Here is an 18281-nt window from a genome sequence, read left to right on the forward strand (position 1 = left end):
TTAGATTTCACCATAGACAAATGGATTTTCTGCTTCAAATTCTTTTAATGTCGGGTGATTTTTATCCTTTTCAGACGTAATTGCTTTTTGAATATCGATCGGCCAGTCGATCGATAAATCTGGATCGTCAAATGCGATTCCGCCATCAGCAGGAGCATTATAGTAATTGTCGCATTTATACATGAAGTTGACATTTGGCGTCAACGTCACAAAACCATGTGCATAGCCTTTAGGTACTAACAATTGACGATGGTTATGTTCAGATAAAATGTACCCTTCCCATTGACCATACGTTGGACTGCCTTTACGGATATCTACAATAACATCCAGAACTGCACCAGTCACCACACGAATCAATTTGGTTTGAGCGGCTTCTCCTTTTTGGAAGTGCAGCCCGCGTAACACGCCTGCTTCACTTGATAGAGAATGGTTATCTTGGACAAAGTCAAAGTCTAGTCCGTGCGCCAAAAATTTTTCCTTTGAATAGCTTTCAGTGAAAAAACCACGGTGGTCGCCAAACACGTCCATCTCAATGATTTTTACATCTTGTAATTTTGTATCAATAACTTTCATCTATTTCTCGCCCCTACTCTGCTTCTGCTAATCGTAACAAGTATTGTCCATAACCGTTTTTCTTCAGCGGCTGTGCTAGTTCGATCAATGCGTCTTTTGTGATGTAGCCCATTCTATAAGCGATTTCCTCTAAACAAGCGACCTTCAAGTTTTGGCGTTTTTCGATCGTTTCGATAAATGTCGATGCCTCTAATAATGACTCATGGGTTCCTGTATCTAGCCAAGCGTAGCCTCTACCCATGACTTCTACAGATAATTTATTTTTTTCTAAATAGACTTTATTCACATCTGTGATCTCTAATTCGCCACGATCAGATGGTTTGATATTTTTGGCGATTTCCACCACATCGTTATCATAGAAATAAAGACCTGTAACAGCATAGTTTGACTTAGGTTTTTCTGGTTTTTCTTCAATCGAAAGAGCCTGCATCTCCCCATCAAATTCAACAACACCGAAGCGTTCCGGATCATTCACGTGATAGCCGAAAACAGTCGCCCCGCTTTCTTTTGAAGCCGCTCGTTGAAGCATGCTAGATAAGCCTCCGCCATAATAAATGTTATCTCCTAATACAAGACAAACACTATCATCACCGATAAACTCTTCGCCAATAATAAAGGCTTGAGCCAGTCCGTCCGGGCTTTCTTGAACCGCATATTCAATATGAATCCCCAAATCTTTTCCGTCTCCAAAAAGACTTTCAAATCTTGGTGTGTCATCCGGCGTTGAAATGATCAAAATTTCTTTGATTCCTGCCAGCATTAGTGTTGACATTGGATAATAGATCATTGGTTTGTCATAGACCGGCATTAGTTGTTTTGATGTGGCTTTCGTTAATGGATATAGTCTGGTTCCACTTCCTCCAGCTAAGATGATCCCTTTCATGAAAAAACTCCTTACTACTAATTTTATTTTATTTCTTTTTCATTCGCATCACTAGTTATTATTGCATTATTACCTTTAATTGTCATTCATTTTAACGATATTTTACACAACTGTAAAATAGTCACTTATTAGACATTAAAGAGAAGGCGTTTCAACAGTGCATAACTGATGGCGAATCGCCATTTCAGCTGTTGATAAAAACTCGCTTTAGTGTTTATCTCACTCGCATTCGCATCATGTCTTCTATATAAAGTCAGTGGTTGTGTGATCAAGGCGCTTTTTTTCTTATACGCTGCAATCAAGCCTATCCACATATCATGCATCGGAACTTCTGCTGGAACTGGTAAGATCTTTGCCTTCAATCCGCTCCTAAAAGCCATCCCTGCGCCAATATATTTGTTTTTCACTATATTGTGGAAAAAGCCCAGTTTGACCTTGCGGTATGTAAAATAAGAAGGCTCGATCGTATCCAACCGCTCATCCACAATCACTAAATCACTGATGACCAAGTCGATTTTTGGATGGTTCTCAAAAAAAGCCAACGTTGTTTGAACTTTTTCTGGAAGCCAAACGTCATCTTGATCTGCTAAAAAAATATACTCCCCACAGCTTTGCTCAATAGCAAATTCAAAATTTGCGATCACACCTTTTCCAGGCCCTTTGAACAACTTGACCCGTGGATCACTTGCTGCATATTCTTTTAGTATAGTGTACGTTTCATCTTTCGACCCATCGTCAGAAACGATCACTTCATCTTCCTCTGACAGCTGTATCAAAATACTATTTAATTGTTCCTGTAAATATTTTTCGCCATTATACGTGGCAATACAAACTGAGATCATTTATTTTCCTTTCGACAATTTGCGATATTCTGAAAATGTACGGCGCCAAATCGCTCGATTTTTTACCCGTAAAAACTGTTTGATGGTTCTAAGCAACAAATGCTTTTTATGTTCAGTAAATTTATCATGCTCGTATTTTTGGTAAAAAAGTGATTCCGCCTGAATGATCGATTCATAGCGTTTAAGACTAACAGCTGAATAATCTAACACAGACAACTCATGATCGACATGTTCATCTAACACACAAATCTTTTTCTGCAATCGATGAAGCTGCCAGAATAACCAATGATCTAAAAAATCCAGTGGAAATTCTAAATTGAATGTCCTTAAAAGCCGCAATGTTTCCTTAGGAAGTGCCGTGCCAGAGTTGATGCTCATGATTTTCTCTGTATAAATCCCTGCCTCTGGAAAAGTGGATGATCGACCGATATAGTGTTCTGACAACACAGGCGAGATTTGTCTACCATGTGATTGGACGATCGGAACATATGCCCCAATATCTATAGTAACAGTTAGTCCAAGGAGCTTTTCGATATAAGAAGCCTTGATCGTTGTATCTTGATCCAATAATAATAATAAGTCTCCCTGAACTTCTATACAGAAGTCTTTTGCAGCATTGTAAGCTACAGCAAGACCAAGATTAGTTTCATCATGGAAGTAATGGACATTATGTTCATGAAACAACATATCTTCTTGGGCTTTAGGACTATTATCATAAACAAATAAGTGCATTGATTTCTCTGTCGCTAAAAACTTCCGTAACAAAGAATAACTTGGAGTCTGTGCAAATTCAGTTTGGTATAAAACAATCGCAATGACCAGACTATTTGACATCAGAAAAACCTCCAGCCCCATTTATTAAAAAATTTAACCATCGATTGTAAAAAGATTTTAAAGAGCTTTTTGTTTTTATGCGCACCTTTTTCATATAAATGAACCACTGTTTCAAAGGGTGTATACAAAATTTTATAGCCGGCCTTACCAAAACTCATACACAGATCATTGTCTTCAAAATACATGAAGAAGCGTTCATCAAAGCCGCCTATTTCTTTAAACTTATCTATATCGACCAGCATCAAACAGCCAGAGCCCATCTTGATATACGTTGTGCGATCCTCAGGCAAATCACGACACTCATAGTAGCTTAATCGTTTATCAAACAGCTTTTTGACAAACTGAAAAGGTACAAAGCGAAGCATATAATCAAACACATCTAATTTTTGACGGACTAAATACTGCGTCGTTCCATCTGTATTCAGCACTTTGGGACAAACCGCAGCCAGCTGCTCTTCTTCTTTCAAGCGTTGAACTAGCTGATCCAAAACTGCTTTTGTAATCAGAACATCCGGGTTAAAAATCACGCCAAACCGAGTGTCGACTTGCTTCAATACTTGATTATGCCCATGACCAAATCCACTATTTTCCTCCGACAAATGGAGTGAAATAAACGAACCATAACTTTTTAAACGTTCTATGTAGTTTTGCTCTGATGCATTATCGAATATATGTATATCGTATTTTGACTTTGAACCTAGCTCATTCTTTAAATTATCAAGCACGTCAAAAATATGACGGCTATTGTGAGTAACAATGGAAATCGTTATTCTATCATTCATATTTTTGCCCCTCATTAAAAGTAACAGTCTGATGAGTCTTTAGGTTTCGTTCATTATCCCTTACTAACTCGTTCATTTATCACGTTTTTCTCAGCAGTACTTTCTATTGATAACTCTCTTAATGTGACTCGTTTTTTTATAATCAAGTGAATCTTATGAGAGCGGAGCAAAACTTGATTTGTTTTGTCCCGCTCTCTTACTTTACTTAATGACTAAATTATAACATAGCTGAAAAAGTCAGCAAAGATTCTTCTAAACACTTTTACTTTTTTTTAGAATGTTTGCCTAGCCGCTTTTCAAGTTGTTGATGGCGAAATTCTCGATTTCCAAACATGCGTAAAATAAACATCAATGGTTGATGATTCTCACCGACCAATCCAATCATTTCAATGAACAGTTCTAACCCGATCGCACTAAATACAATCAACAGAATCGACGCTAAATGGCTGGCATAACTAAAAAGCAGCGCCACAAACGAAAAAACCAACGCTAAGCCGTAAATAGTCATCACTGCCCCTTTGTGAGTAAAACCTAAAGATAGCAGCCGATGGTGTAAATGCATCTTATCTGCAGATGAAATCGGCCGCTTGTTCATTAAACGTCGAATAATTGCGTAAACCGTATCTGTGATCGGCACACCTAAAATGATCATTGGTGTAATTACGGTGATAAACGTGGCATTTTTCAATCCCTGCAAAGACATGACAGCAATCATAAATCCTAAAAACAGCGCACCTGTATCCCCTAAAAAAATCTTCGCGGGATAAAAATTATATGGGAAAAAACCTGCAATACTTGCAACCAATACAAAGATAACAATAGGAATATAAACCGTTTTTGCATGAAGAAAAAAATAACCAATGACACCGATCGTAGCTAAACTGATGATCGATACTCCAGAAGCTAAGCCATCCAGACCATCGATTAGATTAATCGCATTTGTGATCGCTAATATCCAAAATAAAGTCAGCGGTAAGCTCAACCAACGTAAATCAATATGACCGAAAAACGGTAAGGTAACCATATCGATACGAATACCTGCAACAAAATATATGACTAGTGCTCCTAGTAAGATGCCTAACGTTTTTTTCTTTGGTGATAATTCATAAATATCATCGATCAGCCCTGTAGCGACAACGATTCCTGCCCCTAGTATGATCGGCAAAATATAATCTGTCGGAATGATCGATTGAAACAAAACTAAACAAGAAAATGAAAAGACAAAATAAATGCCTAACCCACCTGCTGTCGGCATATTCTTTGTATTTACTCTTCTTTCCCCAGGTGCATCATATGCGCCTATTCTAAAAGCCAATAACTTAACGATCGGCGTAACAATCAAGGATAAAATAAACGTCAAAAAAAGACGAATAAAAATTTCGTAAATAAACATTGACATGAAGGAACCTACTTTCTTAATGTACATCGTATATTATACCGAATCATTTCACATTTACAAGTTGGAACAAGTGTTTCGGTCAAGGCAGAGAAAAGACTCTGGTGAACAGCCACTCATCCAAATGCGTTTAAGCTATTTCTTGATTTTTTCTTTTATTTTATCCATTAATCGATTGATCACGCCATAACGATGCTCGATTTCTTCATTAGATGTATATTCTTTGACCACGGCATTGATGATCCCGCCTAAAATAATGATCGTTGCAGCAAAATTCAGCCACAACATCAAAATAATAAAGCTTCCGATGATTTGGTAACTGGCAATTTTTGAACTAAAATATTTAATGTACAACCCAAATACTTGTGACAAAAGCATCCAGCCGATCGTTGAAAAGACCGCGCCGGGGATGATCGACCGGAAATTCAAGCGGGCATTTGGCACTACACGATAAATCAAACACATGATGACCATCAAAACGAGCGTAGTTATTGGCCATTTCAGCGTTTGAAATGTATCGATAACGTCAGTTGAAAAATGGAAGATTGGCTGCAAAAGATCTAAAATCGTTTTCCCAAGACCTAACACACCAACTACACCGACCACTGCTGTCAATAATAAAACGATCACAAACAGGGACATCAAACGGACAATAATGAAGTTTTTCCGTTGCTCCACACCAAAAGCTTTATTCATGGCGATTTGTAACGCATTGATACTTTGACTCGCACTCCATAAAGCAGTTAACGCTGAAATAGACAACAAACTCCCCGATCTCTGAGTCAAAAGCGATTTGATCGCTGATTGTAAATCATTGAAAATCGTTTCTGGTATCGCTTCTGCGATGTACGGAAGCACCTCGTTTGGATCAATATGTAAATACGGCAGAATATTCCCCACCGCAATCAATAGAGGAAAGAGAGACAAAAGTAAATAATAAGCCACCACTACCGAAGTATTGCCAATCTCAGAATCAACCATACGGCGTTGTGTCGTCTCAATGAAACGCATTAAGTTTTCATTGTTTTTTACTTTGTCCACTAGTTTCATGCATACTCTCCTCTACTCATTCTTATTAATATGTTAATTCTTCACCTTGAGAAGTCAAAATTTTAGGACCTTCTTTGGTGATTGCTAATGTGTGTTCAAATTGACAGCTAAGGCCGCCGTCTAGCGTATAGGCTGTCCAGCCATTCGGATCCATTTTCATACGCCAAGTCCCTGTGTTGACCATCGGTTCGATCGTAATGACCATCCCTTCTTTCAAACGCAAGCCTTTCCCAGCTTCTCCATAATGCGGGATCACAGGACTTTCATGAATAGTCGGACCAACGCCGTGACCTACAAAATCTCTGACAACAGATAAGTTTTCACTTTCAACATATGTTTGGATCGCATGACCGATATCGCCGATACGATTCCCAACTTTGGCTTGTTCAATTCCTAAATACAACGCTTTTCTTGTCACTTCCATTAAGTGATCTAATTCTGGTGTTGAGTTACCAACGACATATGCCCAGCAAGAATCAGAAACAGCCCCTTTAAGATCAATACACATATCCACTTTGATCAAATCTCCGTCTTTCAGTGGTTTCTTGCGCGGAAAACCATGGCAGATTTCATCATTGATACTGCAGCAGGTCGCATATTTATAATCTTCAAAGCCGATTTGGGCAGCAATCCCGCCATGACTTTCGATAAAGTCACGAACAAAAACTTCGATATCCCAGCTTGTGATCCCTGGTTTGATAAATGTACGTAGATGACGGTGAACATCTGCCAATAATTCTCCAGATTCATCCATCATTTCAATTTCTCTTGGTGATTTTAGTGTAATCATTCAATCTCTTCCTCCTAAAATTTAAAAGCGTATCGGGCTCGTTCAACTCTGGTAGAAAAATAGCCCCAGGTGACGCTTTTGGTCAGCGATATATTTTAGCCTTTTTCATATCTTTAGAGACTAAGATAATCTTTATACTAAGAGTATTTTATCATAATTTGTGAAAATTTCACTGAAAAGTCGTTTCGAAATCCTGCACAACCCATATTTATACTGAATAAAGGCAGATAATTACTTGGTATCAAAGGGTTATTCACATAATAGACTACTTCTCAGAAATGCCTCATTTTGTAATTTACACGACCTTCCTTCTTCTGCTATAATCATGATTGTATTACTTGAAGGAGGAAATTCTAATGACCTTAGCTAAAATTGTTTATGCAAGTATGACTGGAAATACAGAAGAAATCGCTGATATCGTTGCAGAAGCTTTCGAGAACTTAGATATTGAAGTTGAAATCAACGAATGTACTCAGGTGGATCCTGAAGATTTTGAAGATGCAGATATTTGCGTTGTTGCTACATACACTTATGGAGACGGTGAGTTGCCTGACGAGATCGTTGACTTCTATGAAGAACTTCAAGAAATCGATCTTTCTGGAAAAACATATGGTGTTTGTGGTTCTGGGGATACTTTCTATGATGATTTTTGTAAATCTGTAGATGATTTTGATGCAGTTTTCGCAAAAATCGGTGCAACTAAAGGCGCAGATAATGTAAAAGTTGATTTAGCGGCAGAAGAAGAGGATATCCAAAATTTAGAAGCGTTTGCTAAAAAATTAGCAGAAGCTGTTAAATAATCAAGAAAATAGACGAGAAAAAAACATTATTCATGATTTTTTTCTCGTCTATTTTTTTAGTTGTCGATATCGATTGGTGTATCCCGTTCAAGAATCTGTTCAATAGCTTCCAGCATCAAGCGTTCGATTTGTTCATCACTTGGATGAATAATCCCAGATGTCATCAAAGCTGCGATCCCTGTCGCCACGATCCATGTGCCCATATGCAAAGAATTGATCTCAGTATCATTCAGTTTTTCGTAATCTGGATCTTGTTTGACTGCATTTGAAAAATAATTGTACGAAAATTCCTGCATTCTCTTTCCGCCGCCATATTCTTCCAAATATAACGCGCGATACAATTTACTTTCATTTTTAGCAAAGTGGATATAATTCAACGCTAGATCGACAATCGTATTTCCTGTGTGAGCGACAGGGAATACTTCGTTTGCTAAATATTGATGGATTTTTTCGAAGAGTTCTTCTTTTAAATCATCCATATTTTTAAATTCTAAATAAATAGGTTGTGTTGAGCATTTCATTTGGGTTGCAATGTTACGTGCGGTGAATTTTGAAAAGCCTTCGTTGGCCACTACTTCGTATGCAGCATTTAAAATCTGATCTTTAGTAATTGTTTTTTTTCTTGCCATAATTCTTCAATCCCCTCTACCTATCCTTTACAACGCTTCCATATAAATACTATAGTTATTGTAACACGATTTAAGTTTTCTGCAAAATACTAGTCCTTTATTTCATATTATTTTATTTATTCAATTATACGTGCCTTTATAGCTCTTTTTTCTAGAATTAAATAAACAAAAATCGATGCTCGATCGTTTGAGTTCACACGTTCCCCATGTTATGATATTCACAGTCAGATGAATGAAAATTAGGAGGTTACACCATGACATTACCGAATTTTGATGAAACGTTAAAAAAATATGCCCGTTTAATTGCTGAAACAGGCGTGAACGTTCAAAAAGGCCAAAGCGTTGTTCTACAAATCAGTGTGGATCAAGCACCCTTAGCTCGACTAATCACTGAAGAAGCATACAAACTAGGAGCAGGAGAAGTGATCGTTCAATGGACCGATGATCAGGTTCAACGTCAATTCTTGCTGCATGCCGATGAAAAATATTTAGAAAATATTCCACAATATAAAATCGACCAAACAGACGACTGGGTCAATAAAGGTGCTAGCAGAATCAGTGTTGTTTCTGCTAATCCTGACGCTTTATCTGGTGTGGATACGGAGCGCGTGGCTATTTTCCAAGCGGCCTCAGGCAAAGCTTTGATGAATTTAAGAAAAGCAACACAAGCAAATAAAGTCAGCTGGAGTGTTGTCGCTGCTGCTGGTAAAGAATGGGCAGCGAAAGTTTTCCCAGACTTAGCAGACAATGAACAGCAAGTTGATGCACTTTGGAATGAGATTTTCAAAACAACTCGCGTATATGAAGAAGATCCAGTAGCGGCTTGGCAAGCACATGACACTAAGTTAGCAACAAAAGCGGCTGAATTAAATGAAGAGCAATTTGATGCACTGCATTATACAGCCCCTGGCACTGATTTAGTGATCGGATTACCTAAAAATCATTTATGGGAAGGCGCCGGCAGTGATAATGTGCGTGGGGAAAAATTCATGGCAAATATGCCGACAGAAGAAGTCTTTACTGCACCTGATTGTCACCGTGTGGACGGCGTTGTTTCTAGTACAAAACCATTAAGTTATGCTGGAACGACCATTTCTGGTATGACCTTTACCTTTAAAGATGGCAAAGTCATCGATTTTTCTGCTGAACAAGGACAAGAAGTTTTAGAGTCATTACTCAACACAGATGAAGGCGCTCGTCATTTAGGTGAAGTCGCTTTAGTTCCTGATCCATCTCCTATTTCTCAATCTGGTATCACTTTTTATAATACTTTGTTTGATGAAAATGCTTCTAACCATTTAGCCTTCGGCTCCGCTTATGCATTCAATGTTAAAGGCGGTACTGAAATGACTGAAGAAGAATTAGAAAAAGTAGGACTAAACCGTAGCCAAACACACGTTGATTTCATGATCGGTTCAGATCAGATGAATATTGATGGTATTCGGGCAGACGGCACGAAAGTTCCGATTTTCCGTAATGGTGATTGGGCATAAGAAGTCATTTGACTTTTAATACTACTAACAAATCGATACTAAAAAAAACCTGTGAAGCGCACATTGGCTTCACAGGTTTTTTTAGTTTAATATGGGAAATAAAATTCTACTGTATAACCGATCGTTTTCAACCCTTGTGTAATTTTATAAATATCACAAGAAATAGCTTTACGGTTTTTGTCATTAAATACTGATACTGCGTACGCTTCAATTGATTTAGCATCTTTAAATAGTTTCATTCCATTTTTTAAGTAGGAATTTGGTACACCTAATTTTTTAGGATCTAGTTCACCAGCGTATTTTTTATTTTCTCTATAAGATGTCTTCCCAGAAGTATTGATGGTTAAATAATTTTTCTTAGGTACTAATTTGACTTCGATTGCTTCTAAGCGATAAGAATATTTTGATGTTCCAGCAGGAAGTCCGCCTTTTTCCCAGCCCATCCAGCCAAATTCTTGCGCATGGACACGATAAAATACATCATAAACTTGATCTAATTGACCAGTCAATTTAATTTGGATCGCTTCTAGACGTTTCTTTTGACCAGAAGTTCCTGATGTTTGGCCGTTCTTTTTCCAAGCTTGCCAACCAATATCTTGTACGTGTGTACGATATTGGATGTCACCCGTATAACCAGAGTTTACCTTTAACTGAATTGCTTCTAATCGTTTTTTCTGTCCAGATGTACCAGAAACTTGTGCGTTTTTCTTCCATCCTTGCCAGCCGATATCTTGTACATGCGTGCGATACGTAACTTCTGGTACCCCAGCAGCACGAGCAGTAGCTGGTGCCGCAGCTGGCGCTACAGAATCCTCTAAAACGCTCTCACTTTCAAAGTTACCATACGGAGTAATGCTGATTTCCTCTTCCGCATGAGCAGAAGATGTACCAAAAATAGCAGCTCCAACTAAACCTAACAACAATAGACTTACCTTTTTCATTTTCTCACATTCCTTTCTTTGTAACATCATAATTATATAATAGTTACTCATTATATTACAATAGTCATTTAACACAAATTATCCAATTTCTCATATTTATTTTGTGTAAAATGAATAAAATAAAAAAATAAACACATAAGTTTGAGAAATAACCTTCGAATCAGTAAACATACAAAAAGTCGAGATACCTTATTAATAAAGTATCTCGACAAAATCCCAAAGATACCCCTGACCAAAAATTGACCCTTAGAAGCAAAACTAACCGATTTTTACATAATACCTCACACTATCATTAAATGTTAAGAAATACTGTCTATTACAGGGGGTTCGAGCGATTCAAGTCGCATTTGATATCTTCTGGTTTTATGTCTAACTCCCCTGTTTTATGATATCCAATTAGCAAATTCTTAACAATGTACTCAATTATCTTTGGATTTGAAATATTCATTTGTGGAAAAAATCTATTGAGAAAGGCGTTCACATTAATTTGAGCGTCTCTTTCTATATGTATTTATTGAACGCTTGAAGAATTATCTGACTGAAAACCTGTAACAGTTGAATACTGAAATGGTTCGCTCGGATATTCCTACTAGTTCTATTGTCAACAGCTTTCAAGTATGGAGTGTGACATAGATCAATGAAAATGCCCTTGATAAGGAAACCAAAGTTACACAGCTTTCCCAGTTTGAGCTTACTTTGCAGAAAAATGACAACTGGGAAATAATAATGGCATAGTTTCTATATAAAATTATTTTTACTATCTTAACTAACGAATTGAAAGATGATATAATTTAACCAAAAATTTTCTAAGGAGGGATGAATATGCATTTAATTGATTTTATGAATGAAGATATTAAAAAGAAGCTTATTAAAAAAACGTATAAAAAGAAAGAGACTATTCTTTTTGCTGAGCAAGAAAATGAATATGTCATTCTTATGATTGACGGTATTGCAGAAGCATTCATCTTAAATCTGAAAGGAAACATCTCAACTATTCATCTTTATAGAAGTGGTAGTTTTTTTGGAGAAATGGAACAATTTAATGATGGGAAAAAACCCGTTGAAATTGTCGCTTTCACAGATTGTAATGTATATAAACTTCATAGAGATGATTTTTTAAACTGGTTAAAGGGAGATTTTGAAGCTACAAAATTTCTGATTCGAGAAATAACTAGTAAATTAGTTGTAAATGCTGAATTAATTGAAGAATTATCATCTTTAAGTGTTAAAGAACGACTTCTGAGGTGTATATCCTTACACTATTATAGAAGTGAATTAAATTTGCTTACAAAAAAACAGCTTGTTAGCGAAGTAAACGCTCCAATTAGAAGCATTAATCGTGCTATAAATGAATGTGTCCAAGAACATCTAATTGCTTATGAAAACAAAAGATTTAGTGTAATTAATCAGCGAGAGGTATTAAAGAATCTTCCTACAACATAAGGATAATTTCAAAAAAGAGAGCGGGACAAAACTAAAAATTAGTTTTGATTCGCTCTCTAAACCCGAATAAACGGCGAGAAAAAAGCAAATCCTTCGGAAATAAGCCGAAACTCACAAAAATTTGAAGAGCAATTTTCGTGAATTCCTTCTTATTTCTCGGAGCTAAACACTTTTGTCTCAGCCTCTTTTTTATTTTGGGTCAAACGACCTAGATTAGTTGGTGTAACCCTTCTATAATTATTTTGAAAGTAACAGTAAGGAGGTTAACTATGAATGATATTTTAAGTAGAATTTCAAATAAAATTGGGGATAAGAATATAGTTGATAAGTTATCAGCTCTATCAAAATCAGATTTAAACTCACTTCTATTAGAAGTGTTTGATAGACAAGCAAATACTTTGACTGTAACTGATATCCTAAAGTCATACCAGCTAAATAGATTTACTATCCCTAGCAGTATAGACCCAGAAGAATTTCATACTTTGGAATCAAAATTATTAAGAAAAGCACGCAATATGGATATCAAGACGACTATGCTTTCTCCCTCTGCTCCATTAGGTAGCTGCAGCGTTTTTGGCTCCGTAGATCAATATAACGTAGTAAGTGCTCTACGAGGGACAGAAACACTTTCAGACCCCTCAAATATGTTGGCAATAATTATTGCTGATAAATTAAAAAGAAAAGAAGAAAATAATAGCATACCTATCCACATAGCTACTACTGCTAGGGCAGTAAGAGCACAAAATTTTGTAGGTAAAGGTATATATTCACATTTTGGCTTATATTGTATGGTTTCATCTGGTATAGATACAGGGTCTTACACTTGTGAAAAAATGTTGTTAGAAAAGCACTTAAACTATTATAAAGATCTATTAAGTGAAATAGAAAATGTTCGTTTCTCTATTATTCTACGAAAAAGAAACGGATACAAAGATAATGACGGATTTCTCGACAGAATGGTTGAAACTATCAAACTTATTTTTCCTAATATAGAGTTATCCATTCATAATGATGATGTTGATAATAATTATTATCAAGGTATCAATTTCAAATTATCGGTCAAACAAGGAAATGAAACCGTTGAAATAGTTGACGGTGGATTTGTTGACTGGACTTATCAAATGCTTGGAAATAAAAAAGAACGCTGTTTGATAAGTGGTATCGGCTTAGAAAGATTTCTTGTAGCTATTTCATAAAAGGAGGAGAAAAATGGAACTTATAGAGTGGAATTATGCTTATATTACCGATTTAGTTGAGTTTGCGAATGATAAAGAAATTGCAAAGAATCTTCGTGACAACTTCCCCCACCCTTATACAGAGCAAAACGCTAGAGATTTTATTCGTTTTTGTTTGGCAACTCCAGATGTTAAACAACTTAGCTACGCTATTTTTTATCAAGAAAGGGCTATTGGAAGTATCAGCCTAACTTTTGAAGAAGGTACCTCTATTAATAAAAATGCTGAATTAGGTTACTGGCTTGCTAGGAACTATTGGGGCAAAGGGATAACAACAAATGCAGTAAAAGAAATATGCAAAATTGCCTTTGAAAAATACAATCTTAACAAAATTCATGCTAATGTATATTCCTACAATAGAGGGTCAAGTAAAGTATTGGAAAAATGTGGTTTTAAGATTGAAGGATACTGTCACAATTCCATAATAAAGAATAAAAACATGATTGATTGCCTTATATATAGTTTAATTCGACCGCAATAACATTTATTAGAATTAACCTACTTTTTAATAACAGAATAAATTTTTATCCTCTATTGAATATTCCTAGAAAGACAACTCACTAAAACTATATAAAAAGCCTAAAACCCTTTATAAATAAAGGGTTTAATCATAACTTATGACGTCCACGAGAGGATTTGAACCTCCGACCCCACGCTTAGGAGGCATGTGCTCTATCCAGCTGAGCTACGTGGACCTATCATTAGCAAATATTCAATTTTACCCCTCTAGGGAGAATGTCACATTCCCCTTAAGAGGGGTCTGTTATCCCCATTTAATTACAAGGGCAAACTTCAATTAATAAACATTCAATATCCAGTCTCTTAAAAATTGAATAAGCTACTATTTAAGCTGCTAGACTATAGAAATCTAACAGATGTTCTCATCCTTCAACGAAAACACCTGTTTTTATTTTAAAAGTCTTTCCAATCGATGTCAACACCTAGAACATTCCAGTTAAGTTAATCAATTTATGCTTAGAAATATTCTTCTAAAACTGGTTTCCCTTTCACTAAACGGTTCTCTAATGCTTGTAGTTGCTCTCTATCGCCACTCACTTTTTCGTAAAACAATAAATCCTCACTAGTACGATAGCCCATAAACAACTGAGTCCACGCTTGAATCGAACCTCTAAATCCTGCTAATGCACCTTTTTTCTCCGTACATTTTTTTGCCGTTCCTTGACCGGTTTCATCGATCACTAGCTTCCATATTCCTTCATTCCAAGCTCCATAACGATCTTCTATCTCAAAATAATAAGTCTCTTTTTCTCCCGACTTAAAAGGATACTTGCTTAAAAAGGCGTCGATCGAGACGATTCTTCCCATCATAAAAGGCGTAAGCTTCATATCAACGAGAGGAGCTGGCATCAAATGACTTACATCTTGTCCTGTTTGTCCTGTTTCAAAATAAAATTCTTGAGAAGAACCACTATGAGAACCAATAAAGCCGACAAGTGCTTGGCATGCCTGATAGGACAAATAGCCCCATTCTTTAATCGTAAAACGAGCTGCGCTAGATTGATACACCAAATAACCAGTAGGTGTTCCCTGCTCATCTTCATAGACTGCAAATAAATTTTTTTCATCAGAGCCTAAACTATAGTCCAGCCACCAATCTTCCCGAACCATGCCTCCACGCTGATTTTTCTCTAAGCCCGCATAAATAGTTTGGCAAATAGGTTTGATCTCTTCAAAATTTACTCGCTTCATCTTTCCTGAGCCGACTTTTACGTTTGGCCAGTTTTCCGCTTTGACTGTGTAGCTAATTTGTTCAAATAGCTGCTCGAACCCGTACTTACGATAAAAAGGATATGAAAATGGTGCCAAATAGGCCAATGACACTCCCTGATCCGCTAAATCAGCTAATAATTTGGACATGATTGCTGAAATACCACCTTGCCCCCGATATTCAGGATAAGAAGACACACAGCCAATTCCCGCCATTTGATGAACCGTTCCATGGAAATCAACAGTGAAAGGTGTCGAAATCACCTGACTCATTAATTTTTCTTCTGAAAAACAACCATAATTTTGTGAATGTGCAACGATTTGTTTAAAATGTTCTTTTCGTTTTTCTGTTGTCTCTGCATTGAATGCATAAGCTGCTAAGTCAAACATTTCATTTAATTCTTTTATACCGATTTGACGAATTTCTTTTTCCACATCATTTCACCCCAACTAAAGTAAACTTCATTTTCATTGTACTCCAAGTTAAATCTAGGCACCAGAAAAAAAGAAAATAGATGTGAAGCAAAACGGATCAACCGTTTGCTTCACATCTAATTGTTTTATTCTTCCGGTTCGCCTAAACTTGGGTCCATTTTATTCGCAGCAATAACAAACGGCGCCCAAATCACAAATGCCACAGCTAGATTGACGATAGTCAGAACGATCGCACGCCAGTCACCTGCGGTTGCTAAGAAGCCGCTGATGATCGTCGGCATCACCCAGATCACATTTACGACCACTGGATTGACCAAGCCGGCCATCGTTGCAAAATAAGCAATTGTAGCTGTTGCTAATGGTGCGACGATAAACGGAATCAGCATGATCGGATTCAGCACGACTGGCATCCCAAACATTACAGGCTCATTGATATTGAACAGCCCTGGGCCGACGCCAAGCTTTCCGACCGTTTTGTAGTCCGCACGCTTAGATAGAAGTAAAATCGAAATGATCAAGACCAACGTAACACCAGCTCCACCCGGCCAAACAAACGCTTCAAATGAACCAGCAACCCACTTGTACGGAATTTCTTGTCCTTGCTGGTACGCATTGGTATTATCGACCATCGCTACACCATAGATCGATTGTAAAACAGGTGACATGATGTTTGTACCGTGTAAACCAAAGAACCACAGTACATGGACAAGCAGTACGATCAAGAAGACTGCTCCATACCCTTGAGACAAGCCGATCAATGGCGTCTGAATGGATTCAGAGATCCAGTCGATCAATAGTTTCCCAGTGATTTTTTCAAAGATATGATAAATCATTGCAGATACATACAACGCAACGATTCCTGGAATAATAGCAGCAAACGCCTTTGATACTGCCGGCGGTACTGAATCAGGCATTTTGATAATAATGTTTTTCTTCATCAATTTCGCAAAAATAATAACAGAGATAAACCCAAAAATCATTGCTGTAAACAAACCTGTTCCGCCCATATACTTACCAAAAGGGAAATACCCCCAAGCGCCAGCTTCGATCGCCGATACGCCATCAACTGTATTGACAGTTGCTCCGGCATCTGTGAAAAGTTGTGTAATATTTTTTGGCAATTTCTCAGCTAAAGTAACGGTCGTTGTTGCACTTTGCGGCAAGCCAATAAAGAAAGCTGCTAACGAAACTAACATTCCTGATAAAACATCAACATCATAGGCTCTTGCAACATTACATCCCAACGAAGCCGCAAAAACAACCGCCATAATGGCTAATGTTCCCGTCCAAACTAACCCGTTGACTGCGATTACAGGTGTAAAAAATGTTGTAATCCCATTCCCTTCACCCAAATATGTGTTTGGAAAATCACGCATGAACGCATTTAGCAACACTGCAATTGCCCCCGCCATCGTCACTGGCATCATCCCAATAAAGGCATCTCTCAGTGCAACTAAATGCTTCTGCGAACCGATCTTCGCAGCTACCGGTAAAATATACCTCTCCATCCAAGCTGTTAATCCATTCATTCTTTTCTTCCTCCTAAACATTATTTATTTAAAAAGTAACTACTTTTTAAAACAAATCCCCAACCTCAAAATACTCAACGAAAGATAACAACAATATAACTTTACATTCTTATAATAAGCAATTAGTATGCCAAAGTGATCTAGACCAAAACAACCTATAAAATCGCTCTATATATAAAGCGCTTTCTTTTTACACTGTGTAAAATAATAATGCACAGTGTATTTTTTGTGTGTAAAAAGTGCACAAAAAAAAGAGCGTCTCTATGACACTCTTACTCAATATGATTGTTCCATCATTTTTAACATTTTATTGAACTGACGTTTTTTAAAGAACATCATGATCGTTCCAACTGCTGCATCATTGATTTTTTGTAAAAACCCGTAGGATTCCATTTTCTCAATATAGTGAATCTCACAAGATTTGTCATCCAGCGGCTTGATATCATATTGAACTAAAAAGTCATTTTTGGTTGTAGACGTTCTAAAATGGTAAGCTGTATTCTCAACTACTTTTTCGACTTTGATGCGTGCCCGACTATTCTTTGAGAATTGTTTGACATATTCAAAATTGTTTAGTTGTTTTCTTGTTAGGCTTTTACCAGTATGTTTGCGTACGTCAAACAAAACAGAATCCATGACTTGGCCATAAAAAACAGATGCTGGAATATTTAATGTTTTTACGATTTCCATTATCGTTTCACCTCGTTATTCTCTTTCTTATTTTGCTCTTCTTTCTTTTTTCCTTTAAAGAAAAAGTATCCTCCGACTGCGACTAAGAAAATTCCTGTCGTCATACTTAACAAATCATACGTCATCGATGCAGGATTTAGCGCATATAAGATGATCAATGAACCGATACTGCATACAAATAAGCCATTCCTTACCATTTTACATCCAT

Annotated in this window: 19 protein-coding genes and 1 tRNA gene; 5 read left to right on the forward strand and 15 right to left on the reverse strand. The window is 36.9% G+C overall.

The genetic code is table 11. The features are described from left to right. The 8 genes from rfbC to map all read right to left on the reverse strand — a co-directional run bounded on the left by rfbC (nucleotide 1) and on the right by map (nucleotide 7150). Nucleotides 1-573, reverse strand: a complete 573-nt coding sequence (gene rfbC, locus CC204_RS07645) for a dTDP-4-dehydrorhamnose 3,5-epimerase (protein ID WP_088269648.1) — start codon at nucleotides 571-573, stop codon at nucleotides 1-3. A 13-nt stretch (nucleotides 574-586) separates the two neighbouring features. Continuing rightward, nucleotides 587-1456, reverse strand: a complete 870-nt coding sequence (gene rfbA / locus CC204_RS07650; protein ID WP_088269649.1) for a glucose-1-phosphate thymidylyltransferase RfbA — start codon at nucleotides 1454-1456, stop codon at nucleotides 587-589. 128 nt (nucleotides 1457-1584) lie between these two features. Further along, nucleotides 1585-2298 carry a glycosyltransferase family 2 protein gene (locus CC204_RS21365; protein WP_188634516.1) on the reverse strand — a complete coding sequence of 238 codons (714 nt, stop codon included), beginning with the start codon at nucleotides 2296-2298 and terminating at the stop codon, nucleotides 1585-1587. Beyond that, complete coding sequence (locus tag CC204_RS21370; protein ID WP_188634515.1) at nucleotides 2299-3132, reverse strand: glycosyltransferase; 834 nt, start codon at nucleotides 3130-3132, stop codon at nucleotides 2299-2301. After that, nucleotides 3132-3914 (reverse strand): glycosyltransferase family 2 protein, encoded by a 783-nt coding sequence (locus CC204_RS07660; protein ID WP_088269650.1) that lies wholly within the window; start codon nucleotides 3912-3914, stop codon nucleotides 3132-3134. The genes CC204_RS21370 and CC204_RS07660 overlap by 1 nt, the downstream gene beginning before the upstream one ends. A gap of 262 nt (nucleotides 3915-4176) precedes the next feature. Continuing rightward, complete coding sequence (locus tag CC204_RS07665) at nucleotides 4177-5313, reverse strand: glycosyltransferase family 4 protein (RefSeq protein WP_088269651.1); 1137 nt, start codon at nucleotides 5311-5313, stop codon at nucleotides 4177-4179. A gap of 132 nt (nucleotides 5314-5445) precedes the next feature. After that, on the reverse strand, nucleotides 5446-6360 hold the full coding sequence (locus CC204_RS07670) for a YihY/virulence factor BrkB family protein (RefSeq protein WP_088269652.1): 915 nt from the start codon (nucleotides 6358-6360) through the stop codon (nucleotides 5446-5448). Between the two features lie 25 nt (nucleotides 6361-6385). Then, nucleotides 6386-7150, reverse strand: a complete 765-nt coding sequence (gene map / locus CC204_RS07675; protein ID WP_087641081.1) for a type I methionyl aminopeptidase — start codon at nucleotides 7148-7150, stop codon at nucleotides 6386-6388. Between the two features lie 356 nt (nucleotides 7151-7506). Here map and CC204_RS07680 point away from each other — a divergent pair, with 356 nt between their 5' ends. Next, entirely contained in the window at nucleotides 7507-7950 is a 444-nt protein-coding gene (locus CC204_RS07680; protein WP_088269653.1) for a flavodoxin, read from the forward strand. 56 nt (nucleotides 7951-8006) lie between these two features. On the opposite strand, the gene CC204_RS07685 is transcribed toward CC204_RS07680, so the two are convergent. Further along, the gene (locus CC204_RS07685) at nucleotides 8007-8579 is read right to left on the reverse strand and encodes a TetR/AcrR family transcriptional regulator (RefSeq protein WP_088269654.1); all 573 of its coding nucleotides are present in this window, start codon (nucleotides 8577-8579) and stop codon (nucleotides 8007-8009) included. Nucleotides 8580-8833: 254 nt separating this feature from the next. Here CC204_RS07685 and CC204_RS07690 point away from each other — a divergent pair, with 254 nt between their 5' ends. Then, nucleotides 8834-10072 carry an aminopeptidase gene (locus tag CC204_RS07690; RefSeq protein WP_088269655.1) on the forward strand — a complete coding sequence of 413 codons (1239 nt, stop codon included), beginning with the start codon at nucleotides 8834-8836 and terminating at the stop codon, nucleotides 10070-10072. 86 nt (nucleotides 10073-10158) lie between these two features. On the opposite strand, the gene CC204_RS07695 is transcribed toward CC204_RS07690, so the two are convergent. Continuing rightward, complete coding sequence (locus CC204_RS07695; protein WP_162288332.1) at nucleotides 10159-11013, reverse strand: Ig domain-containing protein; 855 nt, start codon at nucleotides 11011-11013, stop codon at nucleotides 10159-10161. 822 nt (nucleotides 11014-11835) lie between these two features. On the opposite strand from CC204_RS07695, the gene CC204_RS07700 reads away from it, so the two are divergent. From CC204_RS07700 to CC204_RS07710, 3 genes are all read left to right on the forward strand, one after another. Continuing rightward, on the forward strand, nucleotides 11836-12456 hold the full coding sequence (locus CC204_RS07700; RefSeq protein ID WP_088269657.1) for a Crp/Fnr family transcriptional regulator: 621 nt from the start codon (nucleotides 11836-11838) through the stop codon (nucleotides 12454-12456). Between the two features lie 269 nt (nucleotides 12457-12725). Further along, nucleotides 12726-13652, forward strand: coding sequence for a hypothetical protein (locus CC204_RS07705; protein ID WP_088269658.1), 927 nt, complete (start codon nucleotides 12726-12728; stop codon nucleotides 13650-13652). 13 nt (nucleotides 13653-13665) lie between these two features. After that, nucleotides 13666-14172: a GNAT family N-acetyltransferase gene (locus CC204_RS07710; protein WP_088269659.1), complete on the forward strand. Its 507-nt coding sequence runs from the start codon at nucleotides 13666-13668 to the stop codon at nucleotides 14170-14172. 140 nt (nucleotides 14173-14312) lie between these two features. Here CC204_RS07710 and CC204_RS07715 read toward each other — a convergent pair. The 5 genes from CC204_RS07715 to CC204_RS07735 all read right to left on the reverse strand — a co-directional run bounded on the left by CC204_RS07715 (nucleotide 14313) and on the right by CC204_RS07735 (nucleotide 18270). Continuing rightward, a tRNA-Arg gene (locus tag CC204_RS07715) sits at nucleotides 14313-14386 on the reverse strand. 280 nt (nucleotides 14387-14666) lie between these two features. Further along, on the reverse strand, nucleotides 14667-15809 hold the full coding sequence (locus CC204_RS07720; RefSeq protein ID WP_229677511.1) for a GNAT family N-acetyltransferase: 1143 nt from the start codon (nucleotides 15807-15809) through the stop codon (nucleotides 14667-14669). A 170-nt stretch (nucleotides 15810-15979) separates the two neighbouring features. Next, on the reverse strand, nucleotides 15980-17383 hold the full coding sequence (locus CC204_RS07725; protein WP_088269661.1) for a PTS sugar transporter subunit IIC: 1404 nt from the start codon (nucleotides 17381-17383) through the stop codon (nucleotides 15980-15982). Nucleotides 17384-17659: 276 nt separating this feature from the next. Further along, nucleotides 17660-18073 (reverse strand): DUF3284 domain-containing protein, encoded by a 414-nt coding sequence (locus CC204_RS07730; RefSeq protein ID WP_088269662.1) that lies wholly within the window; start codon nucleotides 18071-18073, stop codon nucleotides 17660-17662. Then, nucleotides 18073-18270 carry a DUF3188 domain-containing protein gene (locus tag CC204_RS07735; RefSeq protein WP_088269663.1) on the reverse strand — a complete coding sequence of 66 codons (198 nt, stop codon included), beginning with the start codon at nucleotides 18268-18270 and terminating at the stop codon, nucleotides 18073-18075. Before CC204_RS07735 ends, CC204_RS07730 begins: the two co-directional genes overlap by 1 nt. Between the last annotated feature and the right edge of the window lie 11 nt (nucleotides 18271-18281).

This window comes from Enterococcus wangshanyuanii (genome assembly GCF_002197645.1).
Taxonomy (GTDB): domain Bacteria; phylum Bacillota; class Bacilli; order Lactobacillales; family Enterococcaceae; genus Enterococcus_L; species Enterococcus_L wangshanyuanii.